The following is a 25,326-nucleotide window of genomic DNA, read 5'->3' as shown; positions in this document are numbered from 1 at the left end:
CGCGTCACCCGATCCCGGCCACCGGGGCGGACAGCGGCGAGCCGGAGCCGTCGCGGCGCTCGTCGGTCTCGGGCAGCCCTACGCTCTGGCCGCCCGGCCCGACCGCCCGGGCCGGGCCCACCCCGACCCAGGCGAGGACGAGCTCGTCCTCCCCGCGCAGGAAGCGCTGGGCGCGCACACCCCCGGTGGCCCGCCCCTTGGCGGGGTAGCGGTCCAGCGGGGTCACCTTGACCGAGCCCGTCCCGGTGCCCGGCAGCGCCCCCTCGGCGTCGGCGATCGTGACGACGACGGCCTCGGCCAGCAGGTCGGCGGGCACCGCGGAGCCGGCGATGACGCGCGCCCCCTCGTGCAGGGAGATGCCCGCCATGCCGCCCGCGCCCCGCCCCTGGGGGCGCACCCTGGACGCCTCGAAGCGCAGCAGCTGGGCGTCCGAGGTCACCAGGGCGAGGATGTCGGAGTCGGCGGCGGTGCCGGCGAAGACGACGCGGTCGCCGTCGGCCAGCGCGATCACCTCCCAGGAGTCGCCGCGGCCGGGCTCGTCGCCCGGTCTGACGCGCTTGATGACGCCCGCGGCGGTGGCCAGCACGATCGGCGGAGTCGTCTGCGAGCCGATGGGTACCAGGCCGACGACCCTCTCCTCCGGCTCGATGTCGACCAGCAGGCGCGCGGGCTGCCCTCCGGCGAGCGAGGGCGCCCCCTCCGGGCGCGGGATCTCCGGGGTCGCCACGACGTCCAGGCGCACCAGGCGGCCCGTGTCGGTGACGGCCCCGACCCGGCCGCGCGCGGTCGCGGCGACCTGGCTCGTGATCGCGTCGTGGCGCCGGCGCCCGCCCGCGCGCGAGACGGGCTCCGCCCCGGCCGTGCGCGCCACCAGGCCCGTGGCCGACAGGAGCACCCGGCACGGGTCGTCCGGGACGGTCAGCGGGACGTCGGAGGCGCCGGCCATGAGGCTCATGGCCGCCTGCTTCGTGGCGCCCGGGGCGTTCGCTCCCGCGCCGTCGGGCGCCTGCGGTCCCGAGCCCGGGGCCCCGGCCCCGGGGGCCTCGAGGAGCACCGTTCGCCGCGGCGTGCCGAACTCCTCGGCCACCGCGGCCAGCTCGCGGGAGACCACGCCCCGCAGCAGCGCCTCGTCGTTCAGGACGGCCTCGAGCTCGGCGATCTCCCGGGCCAGGGAGTCGCGCTCCTTCTCCAGCTCGATGACCGAGAACTTGGTCAGGCGCCGCAGCTGCAGCTCCAGGATGTAGCTCGCCTGCGGCTCGGTGAGGTCGAAGACCCGCATGAGACGGGTGCGGGCGGTGGCGGCGTCCTCGCTGGAGCGCACCACCTGGATGACCTCATCGATGTCGAGGATCGCGATGAGCAGGCCCTCGACCAGGTGCCGGCGCTCCCTGCGCCTGCCCAGGCGGAAGCGGGTGCGGCGCTCCACGACCGTCAGGCGGTGGCGGACGAAGACCTCGAGCAGCTCGCGCAGGCCCAGCGTGCGCGGCTGGCCGTCCACCAGGCACACGTTGTTGATCCCGAAGGAGTCCTCCAGCGGCGTGTGCTTGTAGAGCTGGGCGAGCACCGCCTCGGGGTTGTAGCCGTTCTTGACCGTGATGACCAGGCGCGTGCCGTTCTTGCGGTCGGTGAGGTCGGCGACGTCGGTGATGCCCTGGAGCTTCTTGGAGGCCACCGTCTCCTTGATGCGGGTGATGACCTTCTCCGGGCCGACCAGGTAGGGCAGCTCGGTGATCACGATGCCCTTCTTGCGGGCGGTCACGTTCTCGATGCGGGCGGTCGCACGGGTGAGGAACTTGCCGCGCCCGGTGCGGTAGGCCTCGCGGATGCCGTTCAGGCCGACGATCATGCCGCCGGCCGGCAGGTCCGGGCCGGGCACGAAGGCCATGAGGTCCTCCAGGGTGGCCTGGGGGTGCTCGATGAGGTGGCGGGCGGCGGCAGCGACCTCGACGAGGTTGTGCGGCGGCATATTGGTCGCCATCCCCACCGCGATGCCCGAGGCGCCGTTGACCAGCAGGTTGGGGAAGGCCGCCGGCAGGACACCCGGCTCGGTGAGGGTGTAGTCGTAGTTGGGGGAGAAGTCGACGGTGTCCTCGTCGATGTCCGCCGTCAGCGCCAGGGCGCTGCTGGCCAGCCTCGCCTCGGTGTAGCGGGCCGCGGCCGGGCCGTCGTCCAGGGAGCCGAAGTTGCCGTGCCCGTCGACCAGCGGCAGGCGCATGGTGAAGGGCTGGGCCAGGCGCACCAGGGCCTCGTAGATGGCGACGTCGCCGTGCGGGTGGAGCCGCCCCATGACGTCGCCGACGACGCGCGAGCACTTCACGTGCGGCCGGTCGGGGCGCAGCCCCATGCGGTCCATCTGGAACAGGATGCGGCGCTGGACGGGCTTGAGGCCGTCGCGGGCGTCCGGCAGGGCGCGGGCGTAGATCACGGAGTAGGCGTACTCCAGGAAGGACGTGCGCATCTCCGTGGGCAGGTCCTGGTCGACAATGAGGCCGTCAGCGGGAGGCGTCTGCGTAGCGGGCTTCGGCATGCCCCGCATCATGCGCGATGAGGGCCCGGAATGGGAAGACGACACCCGGAGGCGGCCGCATCGGCCGTCGAGTGCGGGACCGGCCGCGCCCAGTGGCCCCGGCCCGCGGGCCTGTCGCAGGTTGGTGGCATGATCGGCCCATGAAGTGGACTGCGCAGGGCCGACCCGACGACGCCGCATCCTCGACGCCCCTGGCCGAGGAGGTGCGGCACGCCGGCTACTACCCCGAGCTCGTTCTGGGCACGCTCGACGTCGCCGTGGCGGGCGAGGAGATCGTCGTCGACCTCGTCCAGGCCGAGACCACCTTCGATGACGCGGTGCACCGCCACCTGACCGTGCTCGCCCTGACCACCAGCCGGCTCATTATCGTCCACGTCGATGACGTCCCGCGCGAGGACGGCAGGCCGGGCGCGGTGGCCACCAGCGAGGCCGTGCCCATCGCCCGCATCTCCTCGGTGTCGCTGACCCGGGGCGTGCGCGAGCCCGCCGCCGGCGGCGGACAGCTGACCGAGGTGACGATCTCGGTCTGCTGGGGCGCGGTGCGCCGCCTGGAGCTCGAGCCGGCGACCTGCGGCGACCCGTCCTGCGAGGCCGAGCACGGGCTGACGGGGATCTCCATGCCCGACGACATCGTCATACGGGTCGCCGCCGGGGTTGAGGGCGACGCCGCGCTGGCCCGCGCCGACCGCTTCGCCCGGGCGCTGTCCGAGGCGACCGTCCGGGCCGCGGCGCGCGCATGAGCGCGCCGCACCTGCGCCAGGTCCTGGGCGCCGCCGCGGCCGGAGCGGGGCTGCGCCTGCGCGACGTCGATCTGCCCGACGTGCTCTCCGACGCGCAGGCGCGCGAGGCCGCCGCCGCCTGGAGCCTGCTGGCCGAGGACTCCGGGACCACCCCGACCGTCGTCGTGCTCGTCGACGGGCTGGGCCTGGAGATGCTGCGCGAGCGCCTGGGGCACGCGCCCACGCTGCGGTCCTGGCTGTCCGCCTCGTCCTCGTCCACGGGGCCGGCGGCCCGAGCGGCCTCCGGTCCCGGGCCTGCCGCGCGGACCTGCACCCCCTCGACGACGGCGGCCGCGCTGACGACCCTGGGCACCGGCGCCCTGCCCGGAGTCACCGGCATGGTCGGCTACAGCGTGCTCAACCCGCTGCTGGACCGGACCCTGCTCGTGGACACGGCCCCGCACCCCGAGCAGAACCTGTGCCTGATCACCTGGGAGGGGCGCGCCCCCGACCCGCGGGCCTGGCAGGACGTGCCCACCATCTTCGAGCGGCTCGAGCGCGACCCGGGCCGTCCCCGCCCCCGCGGCGAGCCCGGCGCGCCCCTGGCCGTGACGATCGGCCCCGCCCGCTTCGCCGGCTCGGGGCTGACCGTGGCCGGCCTGCGCGGCGCACCCCACCTGGGCGCCGACTGCCTCGAGGCCCGTCCGGGACTCGCCGTCGAGGCGCTGCGGCGGGGCATCCCCCTGGTCTACCTCTACGTCGGCGAGCTCGATCACACCGGCCACGCCCACGGCTGGCGGTCCGTGCGGTGGCTCGAGCAGCTCGAGCGCCTCGACGCCGCCCTGGCAGGGCTCGCGCGCCGCGTCCCCGCCGGCACCCGCATCATCCTCACCGCCGACCACGGCATGGTCGACACCGGGCCCGACCGGCGCATCGACGTCTCGGCGCGCCCCGCCCTGAGCCGCGACGTCGTCGCCGTGGCGGGCGAGCCGCGCTTCACCCACCTCTACGTGCCCGGGTCGGACCAGGACGTCGCCTCCGAGGTCGCCCAGCGGTGGCGCGACGAGCTGGGGGAGCGGGCCCTGTGGATCGGCACCCGGGCCGAGGCGGACCGGCACCTGGGCCCGGTCGGGCAGCGGGCGGCCGGCGTCGTGGGCGATGTCCTGGTGGCGATGAGCCGGGAGTGGGTGGCGGTCGACCCGCGCGTCCACAGCGAGTCCGCCATGGCCATGCCCGGCGTGCACGGGTCCCTCACGCGGGCCGAGACGACCGTCCCCCTGCTGACGGTCCTGACCTGACTGGTCGCCCCGGGACCTGGGGCGGCGGGGCCAAGCCCGAGTAGCCCTCCGGAGGGCTACTCGGGCTTGGCCCCGAAGACGATCTCGTCCCAGGAGGGGACGGAGCGGCGCGAGCGCCGCTTGGGCCTGGGGGCGGGCACGGCCGGTGCCCGATCGGACTCGTCCTGCTCGGTCCGCCTCTCCACCTGGGCCAGCGGCACGGTCGGAGCGCTGTGGGCCGAGGCCGCGGCCTGGGGCGAGGCCGACGCCGGAGCGGGCGGTGCGGGGGACGGCGCGCTGGGGGCCGAGGCGCGGCGCCTCGCAGCGGCCGGATAGTGCCCGCCCTGGCCCACGGCGACCCTGCGGCGGTCGGACATCGAGACGATCTGGGCCTGCCCGCGCGGCGAGGTCATCGGCTCCGCGGGCTCCTCCTCGTCCGCCGGGGGCTCGACCTCCAGCCTGCGCCCGCGGCTGGAGGCCAGGTCCGCCAGCAGCGCGTCGGTCGAGGAGTCCTCGAGGCCCGCCCGCACCTCGTTCCACGCGGACTGCTCCGGCTCTCCCGCCTCCGCGGCCGCGGGAGGGGAGACGGGGGAGGCCGCCGACTCCGCGGCCGGCGCCACCGGGCTCGCCGCCGTCGGCGCCGAGGACGCCGAGGCGCCGGAGACGGGGGAGTCCTGGTCGAAGACCGGCGGGCGCTGAGCAGCGGCGGCGGCCTCCGTGAGCCAGCGGGCCTCCTCGTCCAGCGCGCTGACGGAGCGGGCGGTCATGTCCAGCTCCCAGCGGGCGAGCTTGGCCTGCGCCCCCTGGACGAAGGCGAGGGTCACCTGCCAGGGGTCGCGGCCCTCGCGCAGCGCGTCCCACTGCAGGCTCGTCGGCTCCACCCCGCGAGTGGCCAGGCGGTCCACGACGAGCTCGCCCAGAACGGGGGAGTCCTTCTCCCAGCCGATGCGGCACGCCTGAGCCTGGCGGACCGCCCACGCCCGCTCCGCCAGGACCGGGCCCTCGAAGCGGCGCACGTGCTCGACGTCCATGCCGGTAGTGGTGGCGACCTCCTCGGCGCTGGCGCCGGCGCGCATGAAGGCCTGCAGCTCGCGGGGGCGGACGGCCGAGCCGGGGGTCGGCGGCGCGATGGCCCGTGACAGCGCGGCCGGACGTGCGCGGCGCACCGCGGCGCGCAGGGCATCATCGACGACGATGCTGTAGCGTTCACCCTTGCCGTCGGTCATGACGACGGTGTCACCGTTGGCGCCCAGCAGCTCGAGCTCGATCATGGGGGATATGCCTCCTCGTATCCGTCGTACAGGCTCAGCGTGCCATCCCGGCCGCTCGGGCCGCGGGATGTCGCCCGGTGTGCCATGCGGCCGGCGTGTGAGTCTGTTCGCCCTGAGCCCTATTGCATCGCCGTTGAGCATGGTTCACGTGACCAGTTCGTGGTGCTATGGTGCGCGTGCCCTGCTCGGAGGGGTCGACAGCAGCTGGTCTTCGGTGTTATAGCCGGTTCCGGCGGAGCTGCGGACCGCCCGAGAGTCCGATCGAGTGCCGTCGACGAGAGAGAGTGACAGGCCATGGCGACCGACTACGACGCCCCGCGCAAGAACGACGACGAGCCCGAGTCCGACTCCATCGAGGAGCTTACCGCCCGGCAGAAGGACCAGTCCTCGGAGGCCATCGAGGAGGACGAGAACGAGGTCGCCGAGGGCTTCGAGCTGCCGGGGGCGGATCTGTCCCGCGAGGAGCTGAGCGTTCACGTCGTCCCCCAGCTGGAGGACGAGTTCACCTGCTCCGAGTGCTTCCTGGTCCACCACCGCGGCTCGTTGGCCTATATCGACGAGGCCACCGGACAGCCGGTGTGCACCGACTGCGCGGGCTGACCACAGGCTCGAGCACCCGCTCCCCCGTGGAGCACCACACCCCGACAAGGAGACCCTCATGGGACTGTTCTCCCGTCGTCGAGACGACGACGCGAGCGAATCGAGCACCAACTCCGATGACGTCGCACCCCGGGCGTCCGCCGAGACCGGCACCGGCCCCTGGGACGCCGCCGATGCGCCCGACCGCCCGGGATCCGTGGGCCGGATCGACCTGGGCTCCCTGCGCATACCGGCCGTGGACGGGATGCAGATACGCCTGGAGAACCCAGGAGGGGCGGGCCAGGAGATATCGGCCGCCGTCCTGGTCCTGTCCGGCTCCACGCTCGAGCTCCGCGCCTTCGCGGCGCCGCGCACCATCGGCATCTGGGACGAGCTGCGCGAGGACATCACCGCCGAGCTGACCCGTGCCGGCGCCCGCTTCGAGGTCGAGGACGGCGAGCACGGCCCGGAGCTCCTCGCGCACGTGCCCGTGCGCACCCCGGACGGCCGGGAGGGGACGGTCGCGGCCCGCTTCATTGGGGTGGACGGCCCCCGCTGGTTCCTGCGCGGCGTGCTCCAGGGCCCCGCCGCCACCGACGAGGCGGCCTCACAGGTGCTGCGCGGCGTCTTCGCCGACATCGTCGTCGTGCGCGACGGCGCCGCCAGGCCGCCGCGGGAGATCCTCCCGCTTCACGCCCCCGGGATCGTCAACGCCCCGGCCGCCGAGGACCTGCCTGGCCTCGACCCCCTCGAGCCCGGGCCGACCATCGCCGAGGTGCGATGAGCCGTGCACTGCGCGCTCTGAGGGACCGCTTCTCCCGGCTGCGCTCCAGCCGCGAGGACATCGACGCCCTCGACGAGGCGACCTCCGCGCGCAGGCGGGGGACCATGCCCGTCGGCGAGCTGCGGGCGCGCCGACGCTCGGAGGTCTCCGGCGTGCTGCGCGCCGTCACCTTCAGGCCGTCCACGGACAAGCCCGTCCTGGTCGGCCAGCTCTACGACGGCACCGGCTCGGTGGACCTGGTGTGGATCGGGCGCCGGGCGATCGTCGGGATCCGCCCCGGCGTGCACCTGCGGGCCGAGGGCATGGTCGTCGCCGGCCGGCCCCGCCCTACGATCTACAACCCGAGCTACGAGATCCTCGCCCCCGGAGACTGACTGGAGACCGACACCGTGAGAACCACTGACGCCCCCCGCACGGCCACAGGGCTGGGCGCCCTCGACGCCGACCGCTTCGACGTCGCGGCCGCGGTCGGGGGCTGGCGCGGCGTGCTGGAGTCCGCCGTCCCCACGCTCGTCTTCGTCATCATTATGGCGGTGGCGCCGACCGCGCTGGCCGTGGCCCTGGTCGCCTCGCTGGCCGTGAGCGCCGTCGCCCTCATCGCGCGGCTCGCCCAGCGTCAGGGCCTCAGGCAGGTGGCCGGCGGCGCACTGGTGGCCCTGGTGAGCGCCGCGTGGGCCTGGCACAGCGGGCGGGCGTCCAACTTCTACGCCACCGGCCTGGCCGTCAACGCCGCGTGGCTGGCCGCCTGCCTGGGCTCCCTGCTGGCGCGCCGGCCGGTCGTCGGGGTGCTCATGGAGCTGTGGCGCCCCACGGGCCCGGGCGGCGCGACGTCGGCCGAGGACGGCGGGAGCCCCGCGGCCCGGGGCTCCTGGCGCACCGACCCGGCCCGGGCCGGGATCCGGCGCCGCTACGTCACCGGCACCGGGGTGCTCACGGCCATGTTCGCCCTGCGCCTGCTCGTGGAGGCGCCGCTCTACCTGGCGGGGGAGGCCTCCGTCGGGGCCCTGGGGGTGGCCCGGATCGTGCTGGGGCTGCCGCTGTTCGCCCTGTGCGTCTGGTTCGTGTGGCTGATCGTGCGGCCCGCCTCCCGGCGCCCCGGCCGCTGAGGCCGCTGGGCGGCGGGCCGGGAGGCGGGCTCAGCCCAGCATGGGCGCCGGGTCGGTGTCGGGCGTGAGCTCGGGCCCGGGGCCCTCCGCGGAGGTGAACAGCTCGGGTATCTCGGACAGCGACTCCTCCCCCTCGCGGGCGGTGAGGAACAGCAGCTCGTCCCCGCGCTCGAAGCGCTCGTCCCGGTCGGGGTTGATCGGACGGTAGTCGCGCAGGATGGCCGCCAGGACCGTGTGGGGAGGCAGCTCCACCTCGCTGACGAGCTCTCCGATGACCGGGGAGTCGTCGGGCAGGGTGAGCTCGTGCATGAAGGCGCCGGACTGGTGGAAGGTGAACACGGACACCAGCGAGCCGACGCTGACCGCCTCCTCCACCAGCGCCGTCATAATGCGGGGCGTCGAGACGGCCACGTCCACCCCCCAGGTCTCGTCGAAGAGCCACTCGTTCTTCGGGTTGTTGACGCGCGCCACGGTCCGGGGCACGCCGTACTCGGTCTTGGACAGCAGCGAGGTCACGAGGTTGGACTTGTCGTCACCGGTCGCGGCGACGACGACGTCGCACTCGCCCGCCCCCGCCTCGGCCAGGGCGTCGACGTCGCACGCGTCGGCCAGCTGCCAGTCGGCCTCGGGCACCGAGGCGATGCGCATGGCGTCGGGGGAGCGGTCCACGAGCGTGACCTCATGGCCGTGGCTGATGAGCTCGCGGGCGATGGAACGACCCACGGAACCGGCGCCGGTGATGACGATCTTCACTGCTCAGACCTCCTCGACGGGTGCACGGGACAGTGCGCGCTGGACTGTGACGAGCCTCTCGGTGGCGACCGCGAGGTGAAGGCGGTCGTGCTCCTGGAGCACCGTGGTGGACCGCGGCACGAGCGCCGTCGACCCGCGGGAGATCCACGCGACCCGCACATCCAGGCGCTCCTCGATCGCGCTGGTGGTCATGCCGACCCAGGCGTTGGACACGTCGGGCTGAACCAGGCCCACGGCCCCGGAGACGTCGACGATCTCCCGCGCCGTGCCGCCGGGCAGGATCCGCCGCATCATCTGCTCGGCGGTCTGCCGCACCGTCGCCACCGTGGGGATGCCCAGGCGCTCGTAGACGTCGGCGCGACGGGCGTCATAGATGCGGGCCACGACGTGCTCGACGCCGTACAGCTCCCGAGCCACCCGCGCGGCCACGATGTTGGAGTTGTCGCCATTGGACACCGCGGCGAAGGCGTAGGCCTCGTCGATGCCCGCCTGCTCCAGGGCGTCCCGGTCGAAGCCCACGCCCTTGACCTTGCGGCCGTTGAACTCGGCGGGCAGGCGGCGGAAGGCGTCGGAGAGCTGGTCGATAATGGACACGGAGTGGCCCATGCGGTCGAGCTGGGTGGCCATGGAGGCCCCCACGCGGCCGCAGCCCATAATGACGAAGTGCACGGGAAAACCGTACCCCGGACCTTGGACGCCGGGGAACGCGGACGTACGATTCGGTGTCGTGCGTGATTTCGCAGACCGTGTCAAGCGGCTTCTCGTCGGGCGCCCGGTGCCCAGCCGAGCGCTTGGCGAGACCCTCCTGCCCAAACGGATCGCCCTGCCGGTCTTCGCCTCCGACGCCCTGTCCTCGGTCGGGTACGCGCCCGACGAGGTGCTCATCACCCTGGCGGTGGCGGGGGTCGCGGCCACGGCGATCGCGCCGTGGGTCGCGCTGGCGGTCGTCGGCGTGCTCGTGGTGGTGGTCGCCTCCTACCGGCAGACCGTTCACGCCTATCCCTCCGGCGGCGGCGACTACGAGGTCGTCTCGACCAACCTGGGGCCGCACGCCGGCCTGCTGGTGGCCTCCGCGCTGCTGAGCGACTACGTCCTGACCGTTGCCGTCTCGGTGTCCTCGGGGACCTCCTACCTGGCCACGGCCGTGCCCTGGGCGGAGGACCACAAGGTTGGGATCGCCGTCGGCATCGCCACCGGCCTGGCGCTGCTCAACCTGCGCGGGAGCCGCGAGTCGGGCGGCGCCTTCGCCATCCCCACCTACCTGTACATGGCGGCCATCGGGGCCCTCGCCGTCGTCGGCCTCATACAGGAGGCCACCGGCGCGCTCGGGCGGGCCGAGAGCGCCTCCTACGAGGTCGTCACCCACAGCGGGTGGGAGCAGGGCCTGACCGGCCTGGCCGGAGCCTTCCTCATCCTGCGGGCCTTCTCCTCGGGGTGCGCGGCCCTGACCGGCGTCGAGGCGATCTCCAACGGCGTGCCCAGCTTCCAGCGCCCCAAGTCCCGCAACGCCGCCACCACCCTGCTCATGCTGGGCACGATCGCCGCGCTCATGCTCATGAGCATCATCCACCTGGCTGGCGCCGTCGGCGTCCGCATGGTCGAGGACCCGGCCACCGAGCTGCTCAGCCACGGCCGGCCGCTGGGCGCGGGCTACCACCAGGCCCCGGTCATCGGGCAGATCGCCGCAGCAGTGTTCGCCGGCTTCAAGCCGATGTTCTACCTCATTACCGCGGTGACCGGGCTCATCCTGGTGCTGGCCGCCAACACCGCCTTCAGCGGCTTCCCGGTCCTGGCCAGCGTGCTCGGCCGCGACGAGTTCCTGCCCCGCCAGCTCTCCCAGCGCGGCGACCGCCTGGCCTACTCCAACGGCATTATCGTGCTGTGGCTGGGTGCGGTCGCCTTCATCGTCGGCTTCGACGCCAGCACCAACCGGCTCATCCAGCTCTACATCGTCGGCGTGTTCATCTCCTTCACGCTCTCCCAGATCGGCATGGTCCGCCACTGGACGCGCGAGCTGACCACCGCCACCGACCCCGGGGCGCGCCGCCGCATGCACCGCTCCCGGGTCATCAACGCCATCGGCGTGGCGGGCACCGGCCTGGTGCTGCTCATCGTGCTGGCGACCAAGCTCACCCGCGGCGCCTGGATCACCCTGACCATTATGGCGCTCCTGTGCCTGGTGATGAGCCGGATCCGGCGCCACTACCGGCGCGTGAGCGAGGAGCTGGCGATCTCCGACCTGCACGACGCGCGCGTGCTGCCCGCCCACGTCCACGCCATCGTCCTGGCCTCGCGCCTCCACCAGCCCACCTTGCGGGCCCTGACCTACGCCCAGTCCACCCACCCGACCTCCATCGAGGCCGTCACCGTGGACACCGGCGACGGCGGTGCCGACAGGCTCCTGGACGCCTGGGAGGAGGCGGAGCTGGCTGTGCCCCTGACCGTCCTGGACTCGCCCTTCCGCGACATCACCCGCCCCATCGTCAGCTACGTGCGCTCCGTGCGCCGTGAGTCCCCGCGAGACCTGGTCGTCGTCTTCCTGCCCGAGTACCTCGTGCGCCGCTGGTGGGAGCAGATCCTTCACAATCAGACCGCGCTGCGGCTCAAGACCGCGCTGCTGTTCACGCCCGGGGTCGTCATGGCGTCGGTGCCCTGGCAGCTCGGACTGCCCGGGGAGACCCACATCCACCACGGCCTGCGCGCCCGCACCGCCAAGGGCATCGCCGATGCCGACGCCGCCGTCCGCAGGGAAGACCGCTACCGCCGCCGGCCCGCCGGCGCGCCCGGCCCAGGAGAGACCGTATGAGCACCCGCAGTCCGCACTCCAGCGCGCCCGGCAGGCCGCAGGCCTCCGGGGCCGTCGAGACGATGATCCTGCGGGTGGGCCCGCCCGCTCACGGCGGGCACTGCGTGGCCCGCCCCGACGACGACCCCGCCGGCCATGTCGTCTTCGTGCGCCACGCCCTGCCCGGTGAGACGGTGCGCGCCGTGCTGACCGAGAAGAACGCCAAGATCTGGCGCGCCGACGCCGTCGAGATCCTGTCGGCCTCGCCGGACCGGGTGCGGCCCGTGTGGCCCGAGGCCGGCCCAGGGGGAGTGGGCGGCGGGGAGCTCTGCCACGTCGCCCTGCCCGCCCAGCGCACCTGGAAGCGGTGGGTGCTGGCCGACTGCCTGCGGCGCATCGGCGGCGAGGAGGTCGCGGCCGCGGCCGCCTCCCTGCCCGAGGCCCGGGGGGCCGCCACGGTGCCCGTCGAGCCCATGCCGGGCGACGCGGAGGCGGGCGGCGAGCCGCGGGCGAGCCGCTGGGCCGGCGCCGGCACCCGGACCAGGGTCGCCCTGAGCGTCACCGACGACGGCCTGGCCGGCATGCACGGCTTCCGCTCGGGACGGGTCCTGCCGGTGACGTCCCTGCCGCTGGCCGTCTCGGCGATCCGGGACCTCGGCCTGACCGAGCGCGCCCTGTGGCGCAGGCGCTACCGACCGGGCATGCGTGTGCGGGCCGTCGCCCCCAGCGCCGGCGAGCCGGTGGTGCTCCTGTCGGACGGGGACCGTCACCAGGTCCTGACCGCATCGGGGCGCCCCACGGGGCGCCGGCGCGTGGAGGAGACCGTCGACGCCGCTGGCCTCGGGCTGGGACGGCTGCGCTACAGCGTGCACGCCGGCGGCTTCTGGCAGGTGCACCGCGACGCGCCGGGGGTGCTCGTGGACCGGGTGGTGCGCGCCGCCCTGTCCGGTGCGCCGACGGCGGCCGGCACGCGGGCCGGCGACGGCCCCCTGGACCCCGCCGGGACGGCGGGCGTGCGCGTGGTCGAGCTGTACGCCGGTGCGGGCCTGTTCACGCTGCCGCTGGCGGTGCTGACCGGGGCGGTGCGCTCACTGGAGGGCAGGGAGCAGGCGGTGGGCGACGCCCGCCGGACCCTTCACTCCCTGGAGGGGGCCCGCCTCCTCACCGGCAGGGTCACCGCCGCCTCCGTGGCGAGGCTGGGCCGCTTCGCGCCCGACGGCGAGCCGGGGGCCGACGTCGTCGTCCTCGACCCGCCGCGCCAGGGGGCCGGGCGCGAGGTCGTGGAGGCCGTCGCCGCTCTCGGCGCGGGGCGCGTGGTCATGGTGGCCTGCGATCCCGCGGCCCTGGCGCGGGACCTGAGGACCTTCATGGGGGCCGGCTACCGGCTGGCGGCCATGAGCGCCCTGGACATGTTCCCCCACACCCATCACCTCGAGACGATCGTCGTGCTCGACAGGCCCTGAGGAGGACGGGCCGAACCCGGTGCGGCCGGACGGGCGCCGCGCTCGGCGTCGGGGCGCCCGTCCGGGCTCGGCGTCGAAGGGCGCGGTACCCATGGCCCCGGCCGCCTTGAGGTGCGAGTCCGGCACCATGAGAGCAATGAGGCCCCGTCACCACCCCCTGACGCCGATCCGCGGGTTCGCCCTGCTCGCCGCGGTCGCGCTGGCCCTGGGCGGCTGCTCGGGCCGAGGCTCCTCCGCCGTCTCCCCGCCGCCCGCCTCCAGCGCCTGGGAGCGGGGCGTCACACAGGCGTGGAGCATCGACCTGACCGCAGGGCAGGTCGGCGACCCGCCCGCCCGGCACGGCTCCTAACATCTGCGCACGGGCGACCAGCACCGGCGTCCTCGTCGTCTCCCAAGGGGACGGCGACGACTACGTGACCGGGTAGGACCCGGTCAGCGGAGCGGGGCAGTGGAGCGGCCGCTCCGACACGAGGCCGATGGGGCTCTCGCCGCTCACGAACCTCGTCGTGTCCGGCAACCGGGTCCTCGAGGCGGCCACCGGCACGCGGCTGTCCACCTTCACGGCGCCGGACGCGGACCCGGGCGCCAGCCTCAGCCCGGTCCTGTCGCCCCTCGCCGACGGCTCCGTGGCGGTGATATTCGAGCCGTCCTTCACCGGCGGCACGGCCCCCGGCACCATCAGCATCCCGGCCATGGTGCTCGGTCCGGACGGGAGCGTCCTCAAGGACGTCACCACGAGCACCGCGCGGCCCGACTTCGTGCACCGCGCCGACGGCGGCAAGGCGGTCGCGGTCGCCTCCGCCCCGGCCGGCAAGCGGCGCCTGCCGGAGGCCTGGAGCCAGGACCTGGGGAGGCCCCCGTCGACGACGACTCCACCGGCTCCGCCGATCGCAGCGCGCCCACGGGCACCGTCGTCGTCTCACCCGCAGAGGGGCTCTCCTCGCTCCTGTCGAAGAACCACCTCACCACGGTCACCTGCTCCGAGGACTCCATGACCCTGACCCTTTATGACCCTGACCCTTTGGAGGGCCGGGGGCTGACGGTGGGCGCCCTCAGGGGGCGGGCTCCTGGCCCGCCGGCCGAATGCACGCGGGCCGTCTTGCGTAAAGCGGGCGCCAGAAGCGCCATGTTGACGCGAGATAACGCGGTGGCGGATACGGTGTGCGCCGTAACCGTCGCGCATCCCCAGTAAGACGACGGGAGCCGCAGAACAGGAGTGACGTCTTGGCCAGTATCGACACCTTCGACTCGCGCGCCACCCTCGACGTGGACGGCCGCTCCTACGAGATCTTCCGCCTGGACGCCGTCCCCGGCCTGGAGCGCCTGCCCTACAGCCTCAAGGTCCTGGCCGAGAACCTGCTGCGCACCGAGGACGGGGCCAACGTCACCGCCGACCACGTGAGGGCGCTGGCGGCCTGGGACCCCGCGGCCGAGCCGGACACGGAGATCCAGTTCACCCCCGCCCGCGTCATTATGCAGGACTTCACCGGGGTGCCCTGCATCGTGGACCTGGCCACCATGCGCGAGGCCGTGGCGGACCTGGGCGGCGACCCCGAGAGGATCAACCCCCTGGCCCCCGCCGAGATGGTCATCGACCACTCCGTCCAGATCGACTCCTTCGGCCTGTCCTCCTCCCTGGAGCGCAACAAGGAGCTGGAGTACCGGCGCAACGCCGAGCGCTACCAGTTCCTGCGCTGGGGCCAGGGCGCCTTCTCCAACTTCCGGGTGGTGCCGCCCGGCACAGGTATCGTCCACCAGGTCAATATCGAGTACCTGGCCCGCACCGTGTTCACCAGGCAGGTCGCCGGGCCCGGCGGGACGGTCGTCACCCAGGCCTACCCGGACACCTGCGTGGGCACCGACTCCCACACGACCACGGTCAACGGCATGGGCGTGCTGGGCTGGGGCGTGGGCGGCATCGAGGCCGAGGCGGCCATGCTGGGCCAGAGCGTGTCCATGCTCATCCCGCGCGTGGTCGGCTTCAAGCTCACCGGCTCCATCCCGGCCGGCGCCACCGCCACCGACGTCGTGCTCACCATCACCCAGATGCTGCGCGCCCACGGGGCGGTGGGCAAGTTCGTCGAGTTCTACGGGGAGGGCGTGGCCGCCGTGCCGCTGGCCAACCGCGCCACCATCGGCAATATGAGCCCCGAGTTCGGCTCCACCGCCGCCATCTTCCCCATCGACGACGTCACCGTGGACTACCTGCGCCTGACCGGCCGGGACGAGGAGCGGATCGCCCTGGTCGAGGCCTACGCCAGGGCCCAGGGGCTGTGGCACGACCCGGCCCGCGAGCCGGTCTACTCCGAGTACCTGGAGCTGGACCTCGCCACGGTCGTGCCCTCCATCGCCGGCCCCAAGCGCCCCCAGGACCGCATCGAGCTCTCCCGCGCCAGGGAGGCCTTCGAGGCCGCCCTGCCCGCCTACGCCGCCGAGGCATCCAAGCCCACCCCGGTCACCCTGGCCGACGGCACCGGTACCGTCCTCGACCACGGGCACGTGGCCATCGCCTCGATCACCTCGTGCACCAACACCTCCAACCCGTCGGTCATGGTGGCCGCCGGCCTCCTGGCCCGCAACGCCGTCGCCAGGGGGCTGCGGAGCAAGCCGTGGGTCAAGACCTCCACGGCCCCCGGCAGCCAGGTGGTCACCGACTACTACGCCAAGGCGGGGCTGTGGCCCGCCCTCGACGAGCTCGGCTTCAACGTCGTCGGCTACGGCTGCGCCACCTGCATCGGCAACTCCGGGCCGCTGCCCGCCGAGGTCTCGGCGGTCGTCAACGACGCCGACCTGGCGGTCGTCTCGGTGCTCAGCGGCAACCGCAACTTCGAGGGGCGCATCAACCCCGACGTCAAGATGAACTACCTGGCCTCCCCGCCGCTGGTCATCGCCTACGCCCTGGCCGGCACCATGGACTTCGACTTCGACACCCAGCCGCTCGGGCGCGACGCCCAGGGCCGCGACGTCTTCCTGGCCGACATCTGGCCCGACCCCGCCGAGGTGCAGGCCACCATCGACGCCACCGTCGACCGGGACATGTTCGTGTCCGACTACGCCGACGTCTTCGCCGGGGACGAGCGCTGGCGGGGCCTGCCCACCCCCGAGGGCAAGACCTTCGCCTGGGACGAGGAGTCCACCTACGTGCGCAAGGCCCCCTTCTTCGACGGTCTCACCATGGAGCTCACCCCCGTGACGGACATCGCCGGCGCCCGCGTGCTGGCGCTGCTGGGCGACTCGGTGACCACCGACCACATCTCCCCGGCCGGCGCCATCAAGGCCGACTCCCCGGCCGGCCGGTACCTGGCCGACCACGGGGTGGCCCGCCGCGACTTCAACTCCTACGGCTCGCGCCGCGGCAACCACGAGGTCATGATCCGCGGCACCTTCGCCAACATCCGGCTGCGCAACCAGCTCCTCGACGGCGTGGAGGGCGGATACACCCGCAACTTCCTCACCGGCGGGCAGGAGTCGATCTTCGACGCCTCCCGGGCCTACCGGGCGGCCGGCGTCCCGCTGGTGGTGCTCGGCGGCAAGGAGTACGGGTCCGGCTCCTCGCGCGACTGGGCCGCCAAGGGCACCGCCCTGCTGGGCGTGCGCGCCGTCATCACCGAGTCCTTCGAGCGCATCCACCGCTCCAACCTCATCGGCATGGGGGTCGCCCCCCTGCAGTTCCCGGCCGGCGAGTCGGCGGCGAGCCTGGGCCTGGACGGCACCGAGACCTTCTCCATCACGGGCCTGACGGCCCTCAACGACGGCGTCACGCCGCGCACGGTCGCGGTCGAGGCGGTCAGGCCCGATGGGAGCGCGGTCTCCTTCGACGCCGTCGTGCGCATCGACACCCCCGGGGAGGCCGACTACTTCCGCAACGGCGGCATCCTGCAGTACGTGCTGCGCCAGCTGGCCGTCAGGGGCTGAGCGGGGCGCGGACGGGCCGGGAGGCGGCGCGGGTCGGAGTCGCGCGGGCGGGCCCGGCGCAGGTCCTGGGAGTCTCGCGTCACAGGCGCTGAGCCTTTGCGGCCGGGTCGCGCGGATCCCGCCGGCTGGACGCCTTCGCCCCCCTCCGTGGGCTGCGCGCGCCCTGCTCGCATCGCGCGAGGAGGCGCGGCATGCCGAAGAACACATGCCCAGGGGCCAGTCGTTGCCGAGGGGGCGGGGTGCGCCCCGGGTCAGGCCGGGGTGACGCCGAGCCCCCGGATCACCTCCGCGCCTGGCAGCGCCGCCAGCAGCGCCCCGGGCACGAGGAGCTTGGAGCGGCGCACGCCGGAGCCGATGAGCACCGTGGCGCGCGCCGCGACCCCGGCGTCGATAAGGAGCCGCCAGGCGGCGGGCACGCCCACCGGCGTGATGCCGCCGTACTCCATGCCGCTCATCTCCACGGCCCGCTCCACCGGCAGGAAGGAGGCCTTGTGGACGTCGATGAGCCTCTTCACCACGTGGTTGACGTCGGCGAAGTCGGTCGCGCGCACGACGCAGGCGGCGACCCGCTGCTCGCCGGCGCGCTTGCCCGCCACCAGGACGCAGTTGCCGGTGGCCGCGGGATCCAGGCGGTAGCGCTCGTTGAGAGCACCGGTGTCGGAGTACCGCGGGTCGATCTGAACCACCTGGGCCCGGCGGGCCAGTCGCGCGCCCTCGGGGGAGCCTCCCAGCGCCTTCAGGGCCGCGGCCACCGGGTGGGCGAGCAGGTCGGTGCGCTCCAGCGCCGGCTGCCAGCCGGTCTCCTCGGCGAGGACCTCGGCGGGATCGAGCAGCTCACTCATCATGCATCCTTCCGACGACGCGACCGGTGGCGCGGGCCGGCCGCCGGCGTGACGGGCAGGAGTCTATGGGGCCGGGACGACGACGGCGCGCCGGTCCGTTCAGCGGGCGCGGGCCAGGCGCCGGGCGACGCGCTCCTCCAGATGGGCCCTCACCCGGGGCCAGTCGTCCGCCGTCACGCAGAACATGGCCGTGTCGCGCACGCGCCCCTCCTCGCCGGGCGCCAGGGAGGGCTGCCAGGCGTGCAGAACGGCCTCGAAGCGGGCGCCGGTGCCGGCGATGGCGCGCCGGGCGACGTCGTTGCGGGCGTCGGTCTTGATGTCGAGGCGGTCCACGCCCCAGTCCTCGAAGGCCCGGGTCATGAGCAGGAGCTTGGCGGCCGGGTTGACCGCCGTGCCGCGGGCGGCGGGGGACAGCCACGAGGAGCCGACCTCGACGGCGAAGAGCCGCCCGCCCGGCATCCACCGCGGCGTCAGGTAGGCGGTGTGCCCGACGACGCGGCCGGTGGCGGCCTCGACCTGCGCGAAAGGCGCGTAGGAGCCGGCCTGGCGGCGCGCGATCGAGCCGGTCACGTAGGCCGCAACGTCCTCGGGGGCGGGCACGGTCGCGAAGGCGCTCGTCCCCGCGCCGACGGCGGCCTCGCGCAGCCCGGGCACGTGCCCGGGCTCCAGGGGCTCGAGCCGGACGACGTCGCCGGTCAGCGGGCCCGACGACAGGGCGGGCGCTGAGCCCGGGGCTGCTGCGGGGGTCATGGGGAGATCCTCGCACCAATGGCGCCGGTGTCCGGGGTGCATCTTGACGCGCACGGTGCGTGACGGCGCGAGCGACCGGGAGTCAATAAAGACCACATGCGCGCGGGAGCGGAAAGATAAGCGGATGGAATAGAAGTCGGTCGCGGCCTGTTCGCCCTGCCGACAGCGGCCGCCCGGCCGTCCGTCCAGTGCCGGCCGACACCGAGTCCGCCGGCCGCAGCCCTGCGTGAGGAGACGCATCCATGACCCACACCATCACAACCGGCTTCACCGGCAGCGCGCCGACCGAGGACGTCGACCTGCTCGTCGTCGGCGGGGGCAAGGCGGGAAAGTCCCTGGCCATGCTGCGCGCCAAGAAGGGCGACCGCGTCGTCATGGTCGAGCGCGACAAGGTCGGCGGCACCTGCATCAACGTGGCCTGCATCCCCACCAAGACCCTCATCTCCGCCGCCCGCGTCCTGAGAGAGGTCCAGGGCTCGGCCGCCCACGGCGTCGCCCTGCCCGAGAGCGACGGCGGCGCCCCCGCCCTGGGGCGGGCCCGCATCGACCTGGCCGCCCTGCGGGCGCGCAAGGAGGGCGTCGTGGGCGCCATGGTGGCCGCCCACGAGACGATGTTCCCCGCCTCCGGCATGGACTTCGTCAAGGGCACGGCCCGCTTCGTCGCCGAGCGCACCGTGGAGATCGCCCTGGCCGACGGCACCGCCCGGCGCGTGCGCGGCGCCAAGGTGCTCATCAACACTGGCACCACGCCGTCCCTCCCCCCGATTGAGGGGCTGGCCGACGTGCCCCGCTGGACCAGCGAGGACCTGCTGGCCCTGCCCGGGCTGCCCGACCGCCTGGTGGTGCTCGGCGGCGGGGTCATCGGCGTCGAGATGGCCTCGCTCATGGGGCTGCTCGGCGTCCCGGTCACGCTCCTGCACGCGGGCGAGCACATCCTGGACCGCGAGGACGACGATGTCGCCGCCGAGGTCGCCGCCGGCCTGGAGGCCCTCGGCGTCACGATCCTCACCGGAGCCCGCGCCGCGCGGGTGGGCGCCGGCGAGGACGGAGGCGTCGTCGTGACCGCCCGGGACGGTCGCGAGGCGGCCGGCTCCCACCTGCTCGTCGCCCTGGGGCGCACCCCCGTGACCGCGGGCCTCGGCCTGGAGGCCGCCGGGGTGGAGACCACCGAGCGCGGCTTTATCAAGGTGGACGACCACCTGCGCACCAGCGCCGAGGGCGTCTACGCCGCCGGCGACGTGGCCGGGAGCCCGCAGTTCACCCACGCCTCCTGGAACGACTTCCGCGTCCTGCGCGACCTGCTGGCGGGCGAGGAGGCCTCCACCTCCGGGCGCCTGATCCCCTGGGCCGTGTTCACCACCCCCGAGCTCGGGCACGTCGGGCTCACCGAGGCGCAGGCCCGCGCGGCCGGCCACAGCATCCGCATCGCCAAGACCCCCACAGCCGCGGTGCCGCGAGCCAAGACTCTGGGACGAACCGAGGGCTTCTACAAGATCGTGATCGACGCCGACACCGACGAGATCCTCGGCGCCGCCATTATCGGCGCCGAGGCCAGTGAGGTCGTCACCAGCGTGCAGATGGCGATGCTGGGCGGCCTGACCTGGCGCCAGGTGCGCGACGCCGTCATCACCCACCCCACCATGGGCGAGGGCCTCAACATCGTCCTGGACTCCCTGGGCTGAGGCGACCGGCGGAGGGCCTCGACTCCTCCGAGTCCCGTGCGGCACGACGGGCGAGGCACCGGGGAAGGCAGCCAGGGACCGGGCCCGTGCGGCGCGGGCGGCCCCGGACGCGCCGCACGGGGCCGCCCGGCGCGCTCGGAGACCCCGCGCGTCCGCTGATGGGCGCCGCCCGCTGAGCGCCTCCGCGGGCGGCGCGCGGTGGCAGGATGTGCCTGTGCTGCACGTCATCTTCTTCTCCCCCCGGATCCCCGGCAACACCGGGGCCGCCATCCGCCTGAGCGCCAACACCGGCTCGATGCTGCACCTGGTCGACCCCCTGTTCGACATGGACGACGCCAAGCTGCGCCGCGCCGGCCTGGACTACCACGACCTGGCCAGCACCCGCGTCCACGCCGACTTCGAGGAGTGCCTGGAGCAGGTGCCCGGGCGCGTACTCGCCTTCACCTCCCGCGCCGAGCGCCTCTACACCGACGTCAGCTGGCGCGGCGACGACGCCCTCCTGCTCGGGCCCGAGCCCACCGGCCTGCCCGAGGGGGTCATGTCCCACCCCCGCGTCACCGAGCGGGTCCGCATCCCCATGGTCGAGGGCAGCCGCTCCCTGAACCTGGCGAACTCCGCCGCCGTCGGCCTGTACGAGGCGTGGCGCGCACTCGGCTTCCCCGGCGCCCGCTGAAAGGCTCCGAGGAGCGCGAGGGGGAGCCGCGGCGGGAGGGCCCCGGGCTAGAGCATGTCCGCGGGCCTGATCGACAGGTCCTCGACCACCGCGTCGATCGGCGTGTCCACCGCCAGCCGGACCGCGGCCGCCACCGATGTCGTCGCCATGTGGTCCGCCGCCCGGTAGCGGCGGGACGCCGACCCCTCGGCGCGCAGACGACGGGCCCTGTCCCGCTGAAGGCGCTTCTGCATGGGCGTGTCCACCCGTCCGGGGTAGATCGACGTCACCCGCACCCGGCTGCGCTCCTCCTCGCGCAGCGCGTCCGCCAGCGCCTTGAGCCCGGCCTTCGCCGCGCAGTACAGCGCCTGCCGCGGCCAGGTCCGCAGCCCCGAGCCGGAGTTGATCATCACGACCAGCCCGCGCGTCTCGCGCAGCGCGGGCAGCAGCAGGCCGGTCAGGTGGGCGACGGCGACCAGGTCCAGGTCCAGCACGCTGCGCCACCGCGCGGGGGAGAGCTCCTCCAGGGTGCCGGAGGCCTCGACGCCCGCGGAGTTGACCAGAACGTCGAGCTGGGTGAGGTTGAGCTCGCCGACGGCGACGGCCAGCGCCTCGTCGTCGGTGAGATCCACGGCGCAGGTGCGCACCCGCGCGCCGGTCTCCTCCCCCAGGACCGAGGCGAGCTCGTCCAGATCCGTGGTCGTGCGCGCCAGGAGGACGAGGTCGTGGTCGGCGGCGAGGTCCCGCGCCACCGCCAGCCCGATGCCCGAGGTTGCGCCGGTGATCAGTGCCACAGGGCGGCGCTGGTGCCGGCCGGACTCATTGCGGGCGACGCCAGCAGGGCTCACTGGGACTCCTGCAGGAAGGGCGCCGCGCCGGGGGCGCCGGGCAGCGAGTAGGTCGCGGTGAGCGTGGCGCGGGCGATGCTGTGCGCCGCGCAGTGGAAGGCGACCGCCGCCGCGGTGGCCTCGTCGTCCAGGCCCAGGGTGTCCACGTCCAGGGCGTGCACGGCGAAGACGTAGCGGTGGTCGCCGTCTCCCCCGGGCGGGTAGGGGCCGAACCAGGCGTGCGAGCCCGAGTCATTGGCGGCGTGGAAGGCGGCGCCCTCGAGCCGGAGGTCGGACTCTCCCACCCCCCGGGGCAGGGAGGTGACCGAGGCGTCGAGGTCCTGCACCGTCCAGTGCCACCACCCCGAGGGCGTCGGGGCGTCGGGGTCGAAGCAGGACACGACGAAGGAGCGCGTGGCCTGCGGGAAGCCCGACCAGTGCAGCTCGGGGGAGATGTTCTCGCCAGGCGCGGTGAAACGATCCGCGATGCGCTCGCCCTCGGCGATGTCCTCGGACTCCAGCGTGAAGGCCGGCAGGGGCGGCAGCAGATCGTAGGGGAAGGGCGGACGCGGACGTGTCAGGTCGGTACTCACAGCGGACCTCCGGTGTCTGTTCAGGATCGTGATGGGGCACGAGAAGTAGAGCATGGTCACTCTATCCGCCGCACCTGGCAGGAACCCGAGAGTCCCCGGAGAGACCCGCGCCCGGGCTGCGTGTCGGAGGGCGGCGCTATCCTTGCCCATGAGTCGAACGCGCGTTCGAGTGCGCTCGAGAGCAGGAACCAGGAGGAGCTGCCATGCAGGCACCGCAGACGCCGCGGACGCCGCAGGCACCGCGGACGCCGGCCGCCAGCCGGCTCGCCGCGGCCCGCGCCGCCCTAAGGCGCGCCGAGCAGCGCACCGGCCTGGCGGACCAGGTCTCCCGGGGCGTCCGGCGCACCATGGTCCGGGCCCGCGCGCTCCGTCAGGAGGACGCCCGGTCGGACCCCTGGCCCGCTGCGATCGCGGATGCGCCGGGGGCGCTCAGCATTACCGGCTCGACGAGCGTCCTGCTGGCCGCCGCCGCCCACCGGCAGGGGCCTCACGGCTGGTGCGCCGTCGTCGGCGCCGAGGGCATCGGCTGGTGCGCCGCCGCGGAGAGCGGGCTCGCCCTCGACCGCGTCCTGGCCGTCTCGGCCTCCGACATCGACTCCCGCACCCTCCTCGCCGTCGTCGAGGCCCTTCTCGACGGCGTCGACGTCCTTCTCGTCTCCCCGCGGTGCTCCGCCGCCCTGCGCGCCCGGGACCGCCGCCACCTGACCGCCCGCGCCCGCGAGCGCGGCGCCCTCCTCCTCGCCCCGACCCCCTGGGAGGGGGCGCGGGTCCTGGACGCCGTGCCGCAGACGGGCCCGCCGCCGGGCGGGCCCGGCGCCGTCGTCGCCCTGCACCCCCGCTGTCGGGCCGCCGACCCGGCCCTCCCGGGGCGGCCCGCCAGCGAGATGCCCGAAGGCTACCTGCACCGCCTCGCCTGGTCGCTGCGGGACCCCGCCGGAGCGGGCTCCTTCCAGCTCCTCCTCGACGCCGCGGGGGCCGGCCCGCGGGCCGCGGGCGCGGAGCCCCGCCCCGGGCCCGCCGTCGTGTCCGGGCGGGGCGCATGACTCCCCGGGCCCCGCGCCTTGTCGCCGTCTGGGTCCCCGACTGGCCCGTCGTCGCCCTCGCCCTCGAGGCGCGCGGGCGTCGGCGGGCTCCGGCAGACCGGGCTCGGGAGGCGGCCCCGGACCCGGCCCTGGCCCCTGTCGCCGTCGTCGGCGGACGCGGCGTGGTCGCCGCCTCCGCGCCCGCGCGCGCCGCCGGCGTCGCCACCGGGATGCGCCTGCGGGTCGCCCGCGCCCTGTGCCCCGGCCTCGTCGCGGTCCCCTCCCGCCCCGGCCACGAGGCCCGCGGCTTCGAGGCCGTCATGGAGGCCCTGGGCTCCCTGCTGGCCGACCCGCTCGTCGCCCGGCCCGGCCTGGCCCTGTCCGGCGCCCGCGGCCCCGCCTCCTGGGCCGGGGGCGAGGAGGCGCTCGCCGCGGCCCTCGTCGAGGCCGTGGCCGAGGCGCCGGGGGCGGAGTGCCAGGTCGGAATCGCCGACTCGCTGCTCGGGGCGGTGCTCGCGGCGCACGAGGGGATCATCGTCCCCGCCGGGCGGGCGCCCGCCTTCCTGTCCCCCTGGCCTCTGGAGGCCGTCCTGGCGGCCCTGCCCACGCACCGGCTGCGCCACGAGGCGCGCGGGCTGCTGGAGATCCTCGCGCGTCTGGGCCTGCGCAGCCTCGGGGACCTGGCGGCCCTGCCGGCTCGCGACGTCGCCGCCCGCTTCGGGGCGGCGGGGGAGCGGCTGCACGGCCTCGCATCCGGCGCCTCCTGGCGGGTGCCGGAGACGCGGCGGCCGGAGGCCGAGCTCACCGTGGAGGCTCCCCTGGACCCGCCCGTCTCGCGGGCGGATGCCGCCGCCTTCGCCGCGCGCGCGGCGGCCGAGGACCTCGCGGCCCGGCTCGCGGCGCACGGCCTGGCCCCGGGACGGCTGCTCGTGGAGGCCCGCTGCGAGGACGGCACCGGCCTCGCCCGCTCCTGGATGCTCCGGGCCGTCCCCACCCCCGCCGAGCTGACCGACCGGGTGCGCTGGCAGCTGGAGGGGTGGCTGTCGGGGCGCGCGGGGCGTCCGCCCGCCGCCCCGCTGGAGCACCTGCGCCTGAGCGCCCTCGAGCCGGCCCCCGAGGGGGCCGGCCTGTGGACCGCGCCCGGGGAGCAGGGGGAGAGGCGCGCCCACCGGGCGGCCGAGCGCGTCGAGTCGCTCCTGGGCGCCGGCGCGCTCCAGGTGCCCGGTCTCGCGGCCGGACGCGACCCGCGCTCGCGCTCGCGGCCGGCCCCCTGGGGGGAGCGGGCGCCGTCGGCCGCGGGCGCCACCGGGACCGGTGCGCCCTGGGCGGGGTCGCTGCCTGCGCCGTCCCCGTCGGTCGTGCCGGAGCGTCCCGCCCCCGCCGTGCTGGTGGACGCCGAGGGCCGGGACGTCCTCGTCGACCGGCAGGGGCAGCTCGAGGGCGTGCCCGCGCGCCTGGAGGTGGACCGGCCCCAGGACGGCGGCTGGGGCGGCGGCCGGTGGGAGGGGCGCCGGCGGGTCGTGTCATGGGCCGGACCCTGGCCCGTTGACGAGGGCTGGTGGCGCCCCGAGGGGGCGTCGCGCCGGGCCTACCTCCAGGTGGTCGCGGATCCCGGCCCGCCGCTGCTGCTCGTGCGCGCGGGGCGCTGGTGGCTCGACGCGGTCTACGACTGAGGTGAGGCAGAGGCCCGGCGGCGCGGGCCCCGGCGAGGCCCCGGTGCGGAGGAGGCCGAGGGTATCCCGGGTGCGCCAGGCGGCGGGAACGGGCAGGTGCGCGGGG

The 25,326-nt window shown here is 74.9% G+C and carries 23 protein-coding genes; 15 read left to right on the top strand and 8 right to left on the bottom strand.

The features are described 5' to 3' along the window. Positions 1 to 4: 4 nt before the first annotated feature. A complete protein-coding gene (locus O145_RS00360; RefSeq protein WP_052374432.1) occupies positions 5 to 2,527 on the bottom strand; it encodes a DNA gyrase/topoisomerase IV subunit A in 2,523 nt (840 codons plus the stop codon). A gap of 140 nt (positions 2,528 to 2,667) precedes the next feature. Here O145_RS00360 and O145_RS00355 point away from each other — a divergent pair, with 140 nt between their 5' ends. Both O145_RS00355 and O145_RS00350 read left to right on the top strand, forming a co-directional pair. After that, positions 2,668 to 3,267 (top strand): DUF5998 family protein, encoded by a 600-nt coding sequence (locus tag O145_RS00355; protein ID WP_043558108.1) that lies wholly within the window; start codon positions 2,668 to 2,670, stop codon positions 3,265 to 3,267. Continuing rightward, entirely contained in the window at positions 3,264 to 4,544 is a 1,281-nt protein-coding gene (locus O145_RS00350) for an alkaline phosphatase family protein (protein WP_043558107.1), read from the top strand. The genes O145_RS00355 and O145_RS00350 overlap by 4 nt, the downstream gene beginning before the upstream one ends. A gap of 56 nt (positions 4,545 to 4,600) precedes the next feature. Here O145_RS00350 and sepH read toward each other — a convergent pair whose 3' ends face one another. Next, positions 4,601 to 5,794 carry a septation protein SepH gene (gene sepH, locus O145_RS00345; protein ID WP_043558105.1) on the bottom strand — a complete coding sequence of 398 codons (1,194 nt, stop codon included), beginning with the start codon at positions 5,792 to 5,794 and terminating at the stop codon, positions 4,601 to 4,603. A 294-nt stretch (positions 5,795 to 6,088) separates the two neighbouring features. On the opposite strand from sepH, the gene O145_RS00340 reads away from it, so the two are divergent. From O145_RS00340 to O145_RS00325, 4 genes are read left to right on the top strand one after another with little or no spacing between them, the layout of a single operon-like run. Beyond that, entirely contained in the window at positions 6,089 to 6,394 is a 306-nt protein-coding gene (locus O145_RS00340; protein ID WP_043558102.1) for a DUF4193 domain-containing protein, read from the top strand. Between the two features lie 58 nt (positions 6,395 to 6,452). After that, the gene (locus tag O145_RS00335; protein ID WP_043558100.1) at positions 6,453 to 7,157 is read left to right on the top strand and encodes a DUF3710 domain-containing protein; all 705 of its coding nucleotides are present in this window, start codon (positions 6,453 to 6,455) and stop codon (positions 7,155 to 7,157) included. After that, positions 7,154 to 7,531: an OB-fold nucleic acid binding domain-containing protein gene (locus O145_RS00330; protein ID WP_043558097.1), complete on the top strand. Its 378-nt coding sequence runs from the start codon at positions 7,154 to 7,156 to the stop codon at positions 7,529 to 7,531. Before O145_RS00335 ends, O145_RS00330 begins: the two co-directional genes overlap by 4 nt. 15 nt (positions 7,532 to 7,546) lie before the next feature. Next, entirely contained in the window at positions 7,547 to 8,263 is a 717-nt protein-coding gene (locus O145_RS00325) for a DUF3159 domain-containing protein (RefSeq protein ID WP_043558095.1), read from the top strand. Positions 8,264 to 8,293: 30 nt separating this feature from the next. Here the strand turns inward: O145_RS00325 and O145_RS00320 are convergent, their stop codons facing one another. Then, the gene (locus O145_RS00320) at positions 8,294 to 9,016 is read right to left on the bottom strand and encodes a potassium channel family protein (protein WP_043558092.1); all 723 of its coding nucleotides are present in this window, start codon (positions 9,014 to 9,016) and stop codon (positions 8,294 to 8,296) included. A gap of 3 nt (positions 9,017 to 9,019) precedes the next feature. After that, positions 9,020 to 9,685 (bottom strand): potassium channel family protein, encoded by a 666-nt coding sequence (locus O145_RS00315; RefSeq protein ID WP_043558090.1) that lies wholly within the window; start codon positions 9,683 to 9,685, stop codon positions 9,020 to 9,022. Positions 9,686 to 9,743: 58 nt separating this feature from the next. Between O145_RS00315 and O145_RS00310 the strand changes: the two genes are divergently transcribed. The 5 genes from O145_RS00310 (at position 9,744) to acnA (ending at position 17,179) form a co-directional block, all read left to right on the top strand. Then, positions 9,744 to 11,822 carry an APC family permease gene (locus O145_RS00310; RefSeq protein ID WP_043558087.1) on the top strand — a complete coding sequence of 693 codons (2,079 nt, stop codon included), beginning with the start codon at positions 9,744 to 9,746 and terminating at the stop codon, positions 11,820 to 11,822. Next, complete coding sequence (locus O145_RS00305) at positions 11,819 to 13,264, top strand: class I SAM-dependent RNA methyltransferase (RefSeq protein ID WP_043558085.1); 1,446 nt, start codon at positions 11,819 to 11,821, stop codon at positions 13,262 to 13,264. Before O145_RS00310 ends, O145_RS00305 begins: the two co-directional genes overlap by 4 nt. Positions 13,265 to 13,400: 136 nt before the next feature. Next, positions 13,401 to 13,613 (top strand): hypothetical protein, encoded by a 213-nt coding sequence (locus O145_RS00300; RefSeq protein ID WP_043558083.1) that lies wholly within the window; start codon positions 13,401 to 13,403, stop codon positions 13,611 to 13,613. A 127-nt stretch (positions 13,614 to 13,740) separates the two neighbouring features. After that, positions 13,741 to 14,259 (top strand): hypothetical protein, encoded by a 519-nt coding sequence (locus O145_RS17860; protein ID WP_156966554.1) that lies wholly within the window; start codon positions 13,741 to 13,743, stop codon positions 14,257 to 14,259. Positions 14,260 to 14,488: 229 nt separating this feature from the next. Then, entirely contained in the window at positions 14,489 to 17,179 is a 2,691-nt protein-coding gene (acnA, locus tag O145_RS00290) for an aconitate hydratase AcnA (RefSeq protein WP_043558077.1), read from the top strand. A gap of 251 nt (positions 17,180 to 17,430) precedes the next feature. On the opposite strand, the gene O145_RS00285 is transcribed toward acnA, so the two are convergent. Both O145_RS00285 and O145_RS00280 read right to left on the bottom strand, forming a co-directional pair. Further along, complete coding sequence (locus O145_RS00285; RefSeq protein ID WP_043558075.1) at positions 17,431 to 18,021, bottom strand: YbaK/EbsC family protein; 591 nt, start codon at positions 18,019 to 18,021, stop codon at positions 17,431 to 17,433. Between the two features lie 99 nt (positions 18,022 to 18,120). After that, complete coding sequence (locus O145_RS00280; protein ID WP_043558073.1) at positions 18,121 to 18,771, bottom strand: GNAT family N-acetyltransferase; 651 nt, start codon at positions 18,769 to 18,771, stop codon at positions 18,121 to 18,123. A gap of 242 nt (positions 18,772 to 19,013) precedes the next feature. Between O145_RS00280 and O145_RS00275 the strand changes: the two genes are divergently transcribed. Together O145_RS00275 and O145_RS00270 are read left to right on the top strand one after the other, a co-directional pair. Beyond that, positions 19,014 to 20,453: a dihydrolipoyl dehydrogenase family protein gene (locus O145_RS00275; RefSeq protein WP_052374431.1), complete on the top strand. Its 1,440-nt coding sequence runs from the start codon at positions 19,014 to 19,016 to the stop codon at positions 20,451 to 20,453. A gap of 214 nt (positions 20,454 to 20,667) precedes the next feature. Next, positions 20,668 to 21,126 (top strand): tRNA (cytidine(34)-2'-O)-methyltransferase, encoded by a 459-nt coding sequence (locus O145_RS00270; RefSeq protein WP_043558070.1) that lies wholly within the window; start codon positions 20,668 to 20,670, stop codon positions 21,124 to 21,126. Between the two features lie 47 nt (positions 21,127 to 21,173). Here the strand turns inward: O145_RS00270 and O145_RS00265 are convergent, their stop codons facing one another. Both O145_RS00265 and O145_RS00260 read right to left on the bottom strand, forming a co-directional pair. Further along, positions 21,174 to 21,953, bottom strand: coding sequence for an SDR family oxidoreductase (locus O145_RS00265; protein ID WP_043558068.1), 780 nt, complete (start codon positions 21,951 to 21,953; stop codon positions 21,174 to 21,176). Further along, positions 21,950 to 22,525: a YbhB/YbcL family Raf kinase inhibitor-like protein gene (locus O145_RS00260; RefSeq protein ID WP_043558480.1), complete on the bottom strand. Its 576-nt coding sequence runs from the start codon at positions 22,523 to 22,525 to the stop codon at positions 21,950 to 21,952. Before O145_RS00260 ends, O145_RS00265 begins: the two co-directional genes overlap by 4 nt. A 203-nt stretch (positions 22,526 to 22,728) precedes the next feature. Between O145_RS00260 and O145_RS00255 the strand changes: the two genes are divergently transcribed. Both O145_RS00255 and O145_RS00250 read left to right on the top strand, forming a co-directional pair. Beyond that, a complete protein-coding gene (locus O145_RS00255) occupies positions 22,729 to 23,568 on the top strand; it encodes a hypothetical protein (RefSeq protein WP_229118279.1) in 840 nt (279 codons plus the stop codon). Next, positions 23,565 to 25,220, top strand: coding sequence for a Y-family DNA polymerase (locus O145_RS00250; RefSeq protein ID WP_043558065.1), 1,656 nt, complete (start codon positions 23,565 to 23,567; stop codon positions 25,218 to 25,220). Before O145_RS00255 ends, O145_RS00250 begins: the two co-directional genes overlap by 4 nt. Positions 25,221 to 25,326: the final 106 nt, after the last annotated feature.

The organism is Actinomyces israelii DSM 43320 (genome assembly GCF_000711965.1).
GTDB lineage: Bacteria > Actinomycetota > Actinomycetes > Actinomycetales > Actinomycetaceae > Actinomyces > Actinomyces israelii.
Note: the sequence above shows the minus strand (reverse complement) of the source record. Positions and strands in the feature narration are given on the sequence as shown.